At 72.3% G+C, this 12,732-nt stretch carries 13 protein-coding genes; 5 read left to right on the top strand and 8 right to left on the bottom strand.

Annotated elements, in window-relative coordinates; translation table 11 throughout:
* Positions 1-80: 80 nt before the first annotated feature.
* Together C3492_RS18540 and C3492_RS18535 are read right to left on the bottom strand one after the other, a co-directional pair.
* A complete protein-coding gene (locus C3492_RS18540) occupies positions 81-668 on the bottom strand; it encodes a sigma-70 family RNA polymerase sigma factor (RefSeq protein WP_030641278.1) in 588 nt (195 codons plus the stop codon).
* Positions 669-1,396: 728 nt separating this feature from the next.
* The gene (locus C3492_RS18535; protein ID WP_003948568.1) at positions 1,397-2,008 is read right to left on the bottom strand and encodes a response regulator transcription factor; all 612 of its coding nucleotides are present in this window, start codon (positions 2,006-2,008) and stop codon (positions 1,397-1,399) included.
* Positions 2,009-2,389: 381 nt separating this feature from the next.
* Here C3492_RS18535 and C3492_RS18530 point away from each other — a divergent pair, with 381 nt between their 5' ends.
* Positions 2,390-2,719 (top strand): WhiB family transcriptional regulator, encoded by a 330-nt coding sequence (locus C3492_RS18530; protein ID WP_030641276.1) that lies wholly within the window; start codon positions 2,390-2,392, stop codon positions 2,717-2,719.
* Between the two features lie 139 nt (positions 2,720-2,858).
* On the opposite strand, the gene C3492_RS18525 is transcribed toward C3492_RS18530, so the two are convergent.
* Positions 2,859-3,773, bottom strand: coding sequence for a LysR family transcriptional regulator (locus tag C3492_RS18525; RefSeq protein WP_103812830.1), 915 nt, complete (start codon positions 3,771-3,773; stop codon positions 2,859-2,861).
* A gap of 79 nt (positions 3,774-3,852) precedes the next feature.
* Here C3492_RS18525 and C3492_RS18520 point away from each other — a divergent pair, with 79 nt between their 5' ends.
* The 3 genes from C3492_RS18520 (at position 3,853) to C3492_RS18510 (ending at position 6,130) form a co-directional block, all read left to right on the top strand.
* Positions 3,853-4,521 (top strand): MOSC domain-containing protein, encoded by a 669-nt coding sequence (locus tag C3492_RS18520; protein WP_103812829.1) that lies wholly within the window; start codon positions 3,853-3,855, stop codon positions 4,519-4,521.
* A 53-nt stretch (positions 4,522-4,574) separates the two neighbouring features.
* Positions 4,575-5,348, top strand: coding sequence for an SDR family oxidoreductase (locus C3492_RS18515; protein ID WP_103812828.1), 774 nt, complete (start codon positions 4,575-4,577; stop codon positions 5,346-5,348).
* A 74-nt stretch (positions 5,349-5,422) separates the two neighbouring features.
* Positions 5,423-6,130 (top strand): ester cyclase, encoded by a 708-nt coding sequence (locus tag C3492_RS18510; RefSeq protein WP_103812827.1) that lies wholly within the window; start codon positions 5,423-5,425, stop codon positions 6,128-6,130.
* Positions 6,131-6,208: 78 nt separating this feature from the next.
* Here C3492_RS18510 and groL read toward each other — a convergent pair whose 3' ends face one another.
* The 4 genes from groL to C3492_RS18490 form a co-directional block, all read right to left on the bottom strand.
* Complete coding sequence (gene groL / locus C3492_RS18505; protein ID WP_103812826.1) at positions 6,209-7,837, bottom strand: chaperonin GroEL; 1,629 nt, start codon at positions 7,835-7,837, stop codon at positions 6,209-6,211.
* A gap of 119 nt (positions 7,838-7,956) precedes the next feature.
* Positions 7,957-8,265 (bottom strand): co-chaperone GroES, encoded by a 309-nt coding sequence (groES, locus tag C3492_RS18500; protein WP_004955293.1) that lies wholly within the window; start codon positions 8,263-8,265, stop codon positions 7,957-7,959.
* 219 nt (positions 8,266-8,484) lie between these two features.
* Positions 8,485-9,297, bottom strand: a complete 813-nt coding sequence (locus C3492_RS18495) for a polysaccharide deacetylase family protein (protein ID WP_103812825.1) — start codon at positions 9,295-9,297, stop codon at positions 8,485-8,487.
* Positions 9,294-10,205, bottom strand: coding sequence for a polysaccharide deacetylase family protein (locus tag C3492_RS18490; RefSeq protein ID WP_103812874.1), 912 nt, complete (start codon positions 10,203-10,205; stop codon positions 9,294-9,296). Before C3492_RS18490 ends, C3492_RS18495 begins: the two co-directional genes overlap by 4 nt.
* Positions 10,206-10,295: 90 nt before the next feature.
* Here C3492_RS18490 and C3492_RS18485 point away from each other — a divergent pair, with 90 nt between their 5' ends.
* Positions 10,296-11,462 (top strand): class I SAM-dependent methyltransferase, encoded by a 1,167-nt coding sequence (locus tag C3492_RS18485; protein ID WP_181140431.1) that lies wholly within the window; start codon positions 10,296-10,298, stop codon positions 11,460-11,462.
* A gap of 3 nt (positions 11,463-11,465) precedes the next feature.
* On the opposite strand, the gene C3492_RS18480 is transcribed toward C3492_RS18485, so the two are convergent.
* Complete coding sequence (locus C3492_RS18480; RefSeq protein WP_103812823.1) at positions 11,466-12,722, bottom strand: RNA polymerase sigma factor; 1,257 nt, start codon at positions 12,720-12,722, stop codon at positions 11,466-11,468.
* Between the last annotated feature and the right edge of the window lie 10 nt (positions 12,723-12,732).

Here is a 12,732-nt window from a genome sequence, read left to right as displayed (position 1 = left end):
CTTCAGGCTTCGTATGTTCGTACGGAAACGGCGGCGCACCTGTTCAGCGCGGGAGCTACTCCAGGCTCCGCGCAGGGGGTTCACTGTTCGGCGAGCGCCCTCAGACGGCTCAGGGCCCGGTGCTGGGCCACGCGGACCGCACCGGGTGACATTCCCAACATCTGCCCCGTCTCCTCCGCGGTCAAGCCCACGGCGATGCGGAGCAGGAGCAGTTCGCGCTGGTTCTCGGGGAGGTTGGCCAGCAGTTTCTTCGCCCACTCGGCGTCGCTGCTGAGCAGGGCGCGCTCCTCGGGGCCGAGGGAGTCGTCAGGCCGCTCGGGCATCTCGTCGGACGGCACCGCGGTCGATCCCGGGTGGCGCATCGCCGCCCGCTGGAGGTCGGCGACCTTGTGGGAGGCGATGGCGAAGACGAACGCCTCGAAGGGGCGGCCGGTGTCGCGGTAGCGGGGCAGGGCCAGGAGGACCGCCACGCAGACCTCCTGGGCGAGGTCCTCCACGAAGTGGCGCGCGTCGCCGGGCAGCCGGGAGAGCCGGGTGCGGCAGTAGCGCAACGCCAAGGGGTGGACATGGGCGAGCAGATCGTGCGTGGCCTGCTCGTCCCCGTCGACGGCACGATGCACGAGCGCACCGATCGCCCCGTGGGCCGTGCCCGCCTCGTCGTCGCGCATCGGTCCATGGTGCCTTGCGGCCGTCCGGTCCGTCGCATCGTGCTCGTGGTTGTGCACCGAAGCGTTATGAGCAGGTGCGCCGGCACTCATTCCTTGCGCCCTCCCCTTCCGCTCGACCGACTCGTCCCCGAGAGACTCCACACCTCAAGGATGCGGCATCCGCGCCGAAACGAGCAGCGCGCGTCCGGCGGGCCGCCGTGCGCGCGCCCCTCCGGGCGTTCGGCTGGGTGGTGCGCCGGAGTGGTCACGCGCCGCGTTCGGCACCGTTGTGCGCCGGGGCGGTCGCCGTCGACGCGTTCCACCGGACAGCGAGCCCTCCCGCCGAGTCCTACGACGGTTCGCCGCCGGTCTCTACGACGGTTCACCCACCGGTGCGGGACCCGGACGGCCGGGACAGCCGAGGTGACCAGGGCGGACCGGGACGACCGGAATCACCCGGACAGCCCCGTCCGCCGAACGGCACGACGGCAACGGCACGGCAGTGACGGCCCGACGGCAATCGCACGGCGGCCCGGCACGCCACCGCCCGTACGACCCGCGCCCCGCACGACGTCCGCCCGCACACCACCGGCGGGCGCCACGCCCCGACGGCGCGGAACCGGGGCACCGCAGGGGCACGCCCGGCCGCCCTCGACGAGCGCGGTCGGCCGGCCACCCGCACGGCGGCCGCGGGCACGGACGGCACCGGAATGCCCCGGTGACGAGCGGCCCGCCCGGCTTCGCTCTCGCTAGCGGACCAGTCCCCAGCGGAAGCCGAGGGCCACCGCGTGCGCCCGGTCCGAGGCGCCGAGCTTCTTGAACAGGCGCCGGGCGTGCGTCTTGACGGTGTCCTCGGAGAGGAACAGCTCGCGGCCGATCTCGGCGTTCGAGCGGCCGTGGCTCATGCCCTCCAGCACCTGGATCTCACGCGCGGTGAGCGTGGGCGCGGCGCCCATCTCGGCCGAGCGCAGCCGGCGCGGGGCGAGTCGCCAGGTGGGGTCGGCCAGCGCCTGGGTCACCGTGGCGCGCAGCTCCGCGCGCGAGGCGTCCTTGTGCAGGTATCCCCGCGCGCCGGCGGCGACCGCGAGGGCCACCCCGTCGAGGTCCTCGGCGACGGTGAGCATGATGATGCGTGCGCCCGGGTCGGCGGACAGCAGCCGGCGCACGGTCTCGACGCCGCCCAGACCGGGCATGCGCACATCCATCAGGATGAGGTCGGAGCGGTCGGCGCCCCAGCGGCGGAGGACTTCCTCGCCGTTGGCCGCCGTCGTCACGCGCTCGACACCGGGCACGGTCGCGACCGCGCGGCGGAGCGCTTCTCGGGCAAGCGGGGAGTCGTCGCAGACGAGGACGGATGTCATGACCGCCCTCCGCAGCTGATGCGCGTCACCTTGAGCCTCCAGGCTGGTACGGAATCGTCACCTGTGCGGTCGACCGTCTCGGACGCCTGCCCGAGCGCTTGTTTTTTCAACCGCATCCGCACTCTCAACGACGGTCACTCGAAAGAGTTACGGGCCCGCGTGCCGTCTTCGGCACTCTACGTGAGGGCGTCGACACGGTGCAGACATGCTCGACGGACCCACAACTTTTCATCACAACCTATGCCCCATTCGGCCCTTTTTCTTCCCGTTTTGCAGTGTCCGGGGCTAGATTCGCAATGAGTCATATTTTCATCTCCTTAGACCGGAGATGTACGGTCGTTGGCACCGTATCCGCCCAGAACGGCGACAAGGGGTCACGTAATGGCAGATTTCTCCCGCCTTCCCGGACCGAACGCGGACCTGTGGGACTGGCAGCTGCTGGCTGCCTGCCGCGGGGTGGACAGCTCGCTCTTCTTCCACCCGGAGGGCGAGCGCGGGGCGGCTCGGAGCGCTCGCGAGAACTCGGCCAAAGAGGTCTGCATGAGGTGCCCGGTCCGTGCGGAGTGCGCGGCGCACGCGCTGGCGGTGCGCGAGCCGTACGGCGTCTGGGGCGGCCTGACCGAGGACGAGCGCGAGGAGCTGATGGGGCGGGCACGCAACCGCCTGGTGGCGGCCTCGACCACCAGCGGGGACACCGCTTCTGATCACTGAAGGAACGTTTCTGCAACACCCATAGGCACAGCATCCACTTCCTTACCGGGCACGCACGCGCGTGCCCGTGGCCCGTCCGGGCGACCCGCCGTTTCCCCTGGCGGCCCCCCTTCTCCGAGCGACCCCCCGCGTCTTCGGGCTACGCCTGGCCCCGCCCCGCCGCCCGCGCCGCCCGGGCCAGCTGCTCCAGCGTGGCCGACACCGCCGGCACCTGGGCCAGATCGGGCAGGGTGAGGGCGACGATCTCCCGCCGTACCGCCGGTTCCAGCCGTACCGTGCGCACCCCCCGCGGCCGTACCGACTCCACGGCCAGCTGGGGCAGGACGGCGACGCCGAGGCCGGCGCCGACCAGGCCGACCACGGCCGGATAGTCGTCGGTGGCGAAGTCGATGCGCGGGGTGAATCCGGCCCCCTCGCACACCTCGACCAGCTGGCCGCGGCAGCGCGGGCAGCCCGCGATCCAGGGCTCGTGGGCCAGCTCGCCGATGGCGACGGTGTCCGCGCGCGCGAGCCGGTGCCGTTCGGGCACCAGGGCGACCAGGCGGTCCGTCAGCAGGGGGCGTGCGACCAGGTCGTCCCAGTCCTCGGCGACCGCCGCCCCCTCGTAGCGGAAGGCCAGGGCCAGGTCGCAGTCGCCCTCGCGGAGCAGTTCCACCGACCTCGGCGGTTCGGCCTCCTCCAGGGAGACACGGGTGCCGGGGTGGGCCGCGCGCAGGGCGGCCAGGGCGGTGGGGACCAGGGTGGAGCTGCCGCTGGGGAAGGAGACCAGCCGGACCCGGCCCGCGCGCAGGCCGGCGATGGCGGCGACCTCCTCCTCGGCCGCGGTGAGCCCGGCGAGGATGCCGGACGCGTGCCGGACCAGGGCCTCGCCGGCCTGGGTGAGGCGCATCTCGCGCCCGGTGCGGACCAGCAGCGGGGTACCGACCGAGGCTTCCAGGGCCTTCATCTGCTGGCTGACGGCGGGCTGGGTACAGCCCAGCTCACGCCCCGCCGCCGAGAAGGAGCCGGTGGTGGCGACGGCGCGCAAGACGCGGAGATGACGGGCCTCGATCACCCTCCGAGCATAAGGGCTGCTTGGACAGGGAGGCGATTTATCGCTCGACGCTTTGAGGCCGGTCCCGTACCGTGCGGCCATGAAGCTTCTCTCGGTCAACATCGGCCGGCCGCGGCCGGTGCCGTACACGGATCAGGCGGACGGCGTGACGGGCATCGACAAGAAGCCGGCCGGCGGACCGGTGCGGGTGTCGGCGCCGGGCCCGAAGGGCGTCGGCGGGAGCGGCCTGGCCGGGGACGCGGTGTGCGATCTGCGGCACCACGGCGGGGACGACCAGGCGGTGTACGCGTTCGCGCGCGAGGACCTCGACGCGTGGGAGCGCGAGCTCGGCCGATCGTTGGCCAACGGTTGCTTCGGGGAGAACCTCACCACGGACGGACTGGACGTGTCCGGGGCGCTGATCGGCGAGCGCTGGCGGATCGGTCCGGCGGTGGTCCTGGAGGTGACCTCGGGCCGGATCCCGTGCCGCACGTTCCAGGGCCATCTGGGCGAACGCGGCTGGGTCAAGAGGTTCACACAGAAGGGCGCAACGGGTGCCTACCTCCGGGTGATCGAGCCGGGTGAGATACGGGCGGGCGATCCGATCGAGATCGTGCACCGGCCGGACCACGGGGTGACGGCGGCGCTGGAGTTCCGCGCGACCACCACGGAGCGGGAACTGCTGCCCCGCGTGCTCGCCGCGGGCCCGGCCCTGCACCCGGAGACCCTGGCCGCGGCCCGCAGGTACATCGCCGCCCGGCCCCGCTGAAGGGCCGTCGCCGCCCAGCGGACGCGATCGCTCCGGGTCACTACCCTTGGGCCATGACAACGGCTCTGATTACGGGATCGACCGCGGGGATCGGTGCCGCGTTCGCGCGGCGGCTGGCGGCTGACGGGCATGACCTCGTCCTGGTCGCGCGGGACACCGGGCGGCTGCGCGAGCAGGCGACGGAACTGCACGACCGGCACGGCATCGAGGTGGAGGTGCTGACCGCCGACCTGGCGCAGGACAAGGGCATCGAGGCGGTGGCCGACCGGCTCGGCGACCGGAAGAACCCGGTCGACCTGCTGGTCAACAACGCCGGCTTCGGCAACAAGGGCCGCTATCTGGAAGTACCCATGGCGGACGAGCTGCGGATGCTCAAGGTGCACTGCGAAGCAGTGCTCCGGCTGACGTCGGCGGCGGCCGAGGCGATGCGCGAGCGCGGCCGGGGCGGGGTGGTGAACGTCGCCTCGGTGGCCGCGTTCGTCCCGCGCGGCACGTACGGCGCCTCCAAGGCGTGGGTCGTGCAGTTCACCCAGGGCGCGGCCAAGGACCTGGCCGGCAGCGGGGTCCGGCTGATGGCGCTGTGCCCGGGGTTCGTGCGCACCGAGTTCCACCAGCGGGCCGGGATGGGCACGGACAACATCCCGGGGTGGATGTGGCTGGACGCCGACAAGCTGGTCGCGGCGGCCCTGTCCGACCTCGCGCGCGGCCGGACGGTGTCCGTCCCCGACCCCCGGTACAAGGCGCTGATGGGCCTGGTGAAGGTGACGCCGCGCGGGCTGCTGGGCGGGATCAGCTCCCGGACCGGGCGCAAGTACGGGCCGCGGTAGCGGGCGGGTGGCGCCGCCGTCCCGGTGGGAAGATGAGCGGGACGGTACCGGACCAGGGGGGCCGGAGGCGGCGCATGACCTTCGTACAGCTCATCGAGTGCAGGACGAGCCGGCTGGACGAGATGAACCGGCTCATGGACGACTGGGTCCAGCAGACCAAGGGCAAGCGGACGGCGACGCACGCGGTGGTCGGCACGGACCGCTCGGACGCGTCGCACGTCGTCGAAGTGGTGGAGTTCCCGTCGTACGAGGACGCGATGCGGAACTCGAACCTTCCGGAGACCGACCGGATCTTCCGGGGGATCGTCGCGCTGTGCGACGAGATGCCGACGTTCATCGACCTGGACGTCGTACGGGACGAGAGCCTCTCCGAGGGCATGGTGCGCGGGTTCTTCGAGGCGCTGTGCAGCGAGGGCGAGCTGCCGCCGCTCAACGACCTGCTGGACGAGGACATCCACAGCCATGATCCGATGAACCCGCAGGACACCATCGGGCTGGACAACGTCCGCGCCGAGTTCCGGATGTGGCGCGGCGCCTTCGACTTCGCGTTCACGGTCGAGGACGTGCTCACCCAGGGCGACCGGGCCTGCGCGCGGTGGACCTGGTACGCCACCCACCGGGGCGACTTCCTGGGGATCGCGCCCACCGGCAGCCAGGTCACCATGACCGGGACGACGCTGTTCCGGTTCGGCGACAACGGCAAGATCGCCGAGCTGTGGTGGCAGCACGACCAGCTGGGGCTGATGCAGCAGCTGGGTGCGCTCGACGCGTTGGAGCAGTAGCCCCGTCCGAGCCGTGGACAGGGCGAAGGCCCGGCCCCCCTGACCGGGGTGCCGGGCCTTCGCTCAAGAGCGCTGGGCTCAGTGCGCGTGCCCGTGGCTGTGGCCGTGGCCCGCGGCCTCCGGCTCCTCTTCCTTCTTCTCGACGACCAGGGTCTCGGTCGTGAGCAGCAGGGAGGCGATGGAGGCGGCGTTCTCCAGGGCGGAGCGGGTGACCTTGACCGGGTCGATGACGCCGGCCTTGATCAGGTCGCCGTACTCGCCGGTGGCGGCGTTGTAGCCCTGCCCCTTGTCCAGGTCCTTGACCTTGGACACGATGACGTAGCCCTCCTGGCCGGCGTTCTCGCCGATCCAGCGCAGCGGCTCGACCACGGCGTTGCGGACCACGGAGACACCGGTGGCCTCGTCGCCGGACTTGTCGAGGTTGCCGTCCAGCACCTTGGAGGCGTGGACCAGGGCGGAGCCACCACCGGAGACGATGCCCTCCTCGACCGCGGCGCGGGTCGCGGAGATGGCGTCCTCCAGACGGTGCTTCTTCTCCTTCAGCTCCACCTCGGTGGCGGCGCCGACCTTGATCACGCACACGCCGCCGGCCAGCTTGGCGAGGCGCTCCTGGAGCTTCTCGCGGTCCCAGTCGGAGTCGGTGGTCTCGATCTCGGCCTTGATCTGGGCGACGCGGCCCTGCACGTCCTCGGACTTGCCGGCGCCGTCGACGATCGTGGTGTCGTCCTTGGTGACGGTGACGCGGCGGGCGGAGCCGAGCACGTCGGTGCCGACCTGGTCGAGCTTGAGGCCGACCTCCTCGGAGATGACGGTGGCGCCGGTGAGGACGGCCATGTCCTGGAGCATCGCCTTGCGGCGGTCGCCGAAGCCGGGGGCCTTCACCGCGACGGCGTTGAAGGTGCCGCGGATCTTGTTGACGACCAGGGTCGACAGGGCCTCGCCCTCGACGTCCTCGGCGATGATCAGCAGCGGCTTGGAGGAGCCGGCCTGGATGACCTTCTCCAGCAGCGGCAGCAGGTCGGCGATGGCGGAGATCTTGCCCTGGTTGATGAGGATGTAGGGGTCCTCCAGGACGGCCTCCATGCGCTCCTGGTCCGTCACGAAGTACGGCGACAGGTAGCCCTTGTCGAAGGCCATGCCCTCGGTGAAGTCCAGCTCCAGGCCGAAGGTGTTGGACTCCTCGACGGTGATGACACCGTCCTTGCCGACCTTGTCCATCGCCTCGGCGATCAGCTCGCCGACCTGCTGGTCCTGGGCGGACAGCGCGGCGACGGCGGCGATGTCGGACTTCTCGTCGATCGGGCGGGCCGAGGCGAGCAGGTCCTCGGAGACGGCCTTGACCGCGGCGTCGATGCCCTTCTTCAGGGCGGCCGGGGAGGCACCGGCGGCGACGTTCTTCAGGCCCTCGCGGACCAGCGCCTGGGCGAGGACAGTGGCGGTGGTGGTGCCGTCACCAGCGATGTCGTTGGTCTTGGTCGCCACCTCCTTCACCAGCTGCGCGCCGAGGTTCTCGTACGGGTCCTCGATCTCGACCTCGCGGGCGATCGTGACACCGTCGTTGGTGATGGTCGGAGCGCCGAACTTCTTGTCGATGACGACGTTGCGGCCGCGGGGGCCGATCGTCACCTTGACGGTGTCGGCAAGCTTGTTGACGCCGCGCTCAAGGGCGCGACGGGCGTCCTCGTCGAACTTCAGGATCTTCGCCATGACAGCGGGAGCCCTCTCGGAAATCTGTGGGTGAAAAGACGCTGCGCCCCGGGCGCCCGGCTTCTTATCGGTCGCGGGGGCCAGGGGCGCAGCTCAAAGCGGAGAGTCGCTTGAGGTGATTACTTCTCGATGATCGCGAGGACGTCGCGAGCCGAGAGGACGAGGTACTCGTCGCCGTTGTACTTCACCTCGGTGCCGCCGTACTTGCTGTAAAGGACGACGTCGCCGACCTTGACGTCGAGCGGCAGACGCTCGCCGTTCTCGAACCGGCCCGGGCCCACGGCGAGGACGGCGCCCTCCTGGGGCTTCTCCTTCGCGGTGTCCGGGATGACCAGGCCAGAGGCCGTGGTCTGCTCGGCGTCCAGCGGCTGGACCACGATGCGGTCCTCGAGCGGCTTGATGGCAACCTTGGAGCTGGCGGTCGTCACGATCCGACCTCCCCCTTCGGAGATCTCACGGGGTTAACTGTCTGAGGTGGCGACCAGGTCGATCCGTCGTCGCGGGTGCCGGACCTGCCCGTCGCGTTTGTCTGGCACTCTCCAGGGGGGAGTGCCAGAGCCGAGACTATGACCGTGATTAGCACTCGGTCAAGCGGAGTGCCAATTGCCCGCGGCGCGTCGCCCGGAATCGTGACGTGCGGGCGGTCTTCACAGGTAGTCCTCCAGGCGCCCCACCGTCAGCCCCCGTCCCTGCGCCTCCCTCAGCACCCGTACCGTGCGCGTGCGCAGGGCCGGCCCCCTCGACTCGTCGGGGCCCACCAGGACGATGTCACCGGGGCACAGGTGGTGGGGGCCGTGGGCGTAGGCGAGGCCGGCCGGGGTCAGGGCGGCGCGCCACAGGACGAGCGCGGAGATGCCGCAGTCGGCCGCTGCGCGCAGGGTGGTGCGGTCGTAGGAGCCGTAGGGCGGGCGGAAGAGGCGGGGGCGGACGCCGAGGGCGGCGCGGAGGCGCTCCTGCTGGCCGCAGATCTCGGCACGCTGACCGGCGTACGGCAGTCCGGCCGGCGCCCGGTGGTCGACGGTGTGGTTCTGGATGCCGGCACCGAGGGCGTGCAGGCGGGCGAAGTGGCGGTAGCCGGGGGCGGCGACGCTGTCGGTGAGGAACAGGGTGACCGGGAGCTTCAGTTCGCGGACCATGTCGACGAAGCGGGGGTCCCGCTCGGCGCCGTCGTCGTAGGTGAGGAAGACGACCGGGTCGGGGGTGGGGACCTGGTCGATCACGGGGGGCGGGGCGTCGGCCCCCGTGCGCTCGGCGAGCGGGCGGGCCGGGTGCACCGGGGAGCGGGCGAGGGGCCGGGCCAGGCCCCAGGCGCGGTAGCGCTGGTCGGGGGCGGTGGTGTGCGGGCGTACCCCTTCGGCGGCCTTCTTGCCGAGGCGTTCGATGGGGTCGACGGACTGGGCGCAGCCCGTCAGGAGCAGGGCCGCGGTGAGGACCGCGGCCGGGCCCCGCGCCCGCGTCACAGGTAGTCCTCCAGGCGGGCCACGGCGTAGCCCTCGCGCGTGACCTTGTTCAGGAAGCGGCGCATGTCGTCCACCATCGTGCCGTCCCAGTCCTCCCGGCCGCGGAAGTGGGTGAGGACGATGTCGCCGCGGCGCAGCCGCTTGTCGTCCTCGCGGTACTCCCAGTGGTCGACGAAGACCTCCTCGTTCCAGATCGGCGCGTACTTGATGCCGCATTCCTTGGCGGCGACCAGGGTGTCCTGGTTGTAGTTGCCGTAGGGGGGACGGAAGACGGTGGGCGCCTTGCCGAACTGCTTCTTCATGACGGCCTGCATGCCGCAGATCTCGTCCTTCTGCTCCTCGTAGGACAGGCCCGGCAGGTAGGGGTGGTGCAGGGTGTGGTTGTTGAGGGTGTTGCCGTAGGACCGCATCTTGCGGAAGTAGGCGTAGTCGTCCTTCACCAGGTAGTCGCTGAGGAACGCGGTGTACGGGATCCTGAGCTCGCGCATCATGGCGAGGAACCGCGGGTCCTTCTCGGCGCCGTCGTCGATCGTCAGGAACACGACCTTGTCCCGGGTGGGGATCGTGGTGAAGACGGGGGGCAGGTCCCAGTCCTCCTGGTGGTCCACCTCGAACCCGTCGCGGGCGGTGATCCTCGGCTTCTTCGCGGGGGGCGGCGGAGGCGTGAGCGGAACCTGGTCCAGCCCCCAGCGCCGGGCGGCGGCGGCCAGCCGGGCGTGTTCGGCGGCCCGGCGCGCCGCCGGGTCCTGGGGCTGGGCGGGGCCGCCGTGGCCGGACGCGGTGCGCGCCGGCTCGGGCCCGGCGCATCCGGAGAGCAGGGTGGCGGCGGCCAGCGCGGCGGCTCCGCCCCCGAGGGCCAGCCGCCGGAAACGAGTCCGACTTTTGTCATTTTGTACTACTGCTCGCATGGTGCCGGATCCTCCCAGGCCCCGGCCCGCGACCCCGGACGACACCGCCGCCGGAGGCGCACCATCCACCGACTGGCCCACAATGACCCGGTGAACGACCTCGCTCTGCTCCTCACCCCCGAAGGCCGCGCCCTCCTCGACGAGGTCCGCGACACCGAGCCCGCGCGGGAGCTCGCCGTGGCCACCCGGCTGCGCCGCGACCACCCGGCCGAGCTGGTCTCGGCCGCGCTCGGCCAGGCCCGGTTGCGGCAGCGGGCGGTGGCGAAGTTCGGGGCCGAGGACGCCGGGCGCATGTTCTTCACGCCCGACGGGGTCGAGCAGTCGACGCGGACCTCCGTGGCCACGTACCGGGCGGGGCGGCTGAAGCAGCTGGGTGTGGCCTCCGTCGCCGACCTGTGCTGCGGGATCGGCGGGGACGCCATCGCGCTGGCGCGGGCCGGGATCCGGGTGCTGGCCGTGGACCGGGACCCGCTGACGGCGGCCGTGGCGCGGGCGAACGCCGAGGCGCTGGGGCTGGCCGGCCTGATCGAGGTGCGCGAGGCCGACGTCACGGAGGTGGACACCGCCGGGTACGACGCGGTGTTCGTGGATCCGGCGCGCCGGAGCGGACGCGGTCGCCTGTTCGACCCGGAGGCGTACTCACCGCCGCTGTCCTGGGCGGTCGGGGCGGCCCTCAAGGCGCCCCGCGCCGCACTGAAGATCGCCCCGGGCATCCCGCACGAGGTGGTCCCGGCCGCGGCCGAGGCCGAGTGGATCTCCGACGGCGGCGACGTGAAGGAGGCGGTGCTGTGGTTCGGGACCGGGGCGCCGGGCGCGGTACGGGCGACGCTGCTGCCGGGCCCGCGCACGCTGGTCGGCCGCGGGCTGCCCGATCCCGGGGTGCGGCCGGTGGGGCGGTACCTGTACGAGCCGGACGGCGCCGTCATCCGCGCGCACCTGGTCGCGGAGGTGGCCGAGGAGGTCGGCGGCGGGCTCCTGGACCCGACCATCGCGTACGTCACCGCCGACGAGGCCCGGCCCACGCCGTACGCCACCGGTTACGAGATCACCGACCGGCTCCCGTTCAACGTGAAGAAGCTCAAGGCCCTCCTGCGGGAGCGCGAGGTCGGCACGCTGACCGTGAAGAAGCGCGGCTCGGCGGTCGAGCCGGAGGAGCTGCGCCGCAAGGTCAGACCGCAGGGGCCGAACGCGGCCACCGTCTTCCTCACCCGCGTCGCCGGGGCGCCGACGATGCTGATCGGCCACCCACTGCGCTGACGCTCAGCCGCACGCGTGCGCCCTGCGCAGCAGCAGCTCCCGTTCCCTCGCGTTGTGGGTCAGGGCCGCCGCCCGGAGGAACTCCTCGCGGGCCTCGGCGGTGCGGCCGAGGCGGGAGAGGAGGTCGCCGCGGACGCTGGGCAGCAGGTGGTAGCCGCGCAGCGCGGGCGCGTCGACGAGGGCGTCCACCAGCCCCAGGCCCGCCGCCGGGCCGTCCGCCCTCGACACGGCGACCGCGCGGTTCAGCTCGACCACCGGGGACGGGGCACGGACGGCCAGCAGGCCGTACAGGGTGGCGATGGCGCGCCAGTCCGTCTCCTCGTACGTGTACGCGCGCGCGTGGCAGGCGGCGATGGCCGCCTGGAGGGTGTACGGGCCCGGGGGGCCGCTCGCGGTGGCCCCGGCGCGGTCGAGGGCACGGATGCCGCGCGCGATGAGCATGCGGTTCCAGCGGCGGCGGTCCTGGTCCTTCAGCAGCACCGGTGTGCCGTCGGGGCCGGTGCGGGCGGTGGCGCGGGACGCCTGGAACTCCAGCAGCGCGGTCAGGCCGTGCACCTCGGGCTCCTTGGGCATCAGCGCGGACAGCACCCGGGCCAGCCGCAGCGCGTCCTCGCACAGGCCGGGGCGCAGCCAGTCGTCGCCGGCGGTGGCCGCGTACCCCTCGTTGAAGATCAGGTAGACGACGTCCAGCACGGAGCCGAGGCGGGCTTCGCGGTCGGGGCCGTACGGCACCTCGAAGGCGACGTTCCGCTTCGCCAGGGTGCGCTTGGCGCGGACGATCCGCTGGGCGACCGTCGGCTCCGGGACCAGGTAGGCACGGGCGATCTCGGCCGTGGTGAGGCCGCCGAGCAGGCGCAGGGTGAGCGCGGTGCGTGCCTCCGGCGACAGCACCGGATGGCAGGCGGTGAAGACCAGCCGGAGCAGGTCGTCGTCGATGTCGTCCGGGTCGGCCGGTGCGTCGTACGACGGCGGGGCCGTCTCCAGGTCGCGGCCGATCTCGGCGAGCTTGCGGGCGTAGGTCTCGCGACGCCGGACCAGGTCGACCGCCCGGTGCCGGGCGGTGGCCATGAGCCAGGCGCCGGGGTTGTCCGGCACCCCGTCCAGCGGCCACCGCTCCAGGGCGGCGACCAGGGCGTCCTGCGCCAGCTCCTCTGCGATGCCGACGTCCCGGACGATCCGGGCGACCCCGGCGACCACCCGGGGCGACTCCAGGCGGAAGACGGTCTCGATGGTGTGCGCCGTGGCGGGCTGTGTCTCCACAGCCCACCAT

Source organism: Streptomyces sp. Ru62, assembly GCF_002920615.1.
Lineage (GTDB): Bacteria > Actinomycetota > Actinomycetes > Streptomycetales > Streptomycetaceae > Streptomyces.
This window is presented reverse-complemented; position numbering and strand designations above follow the sequence as displayed.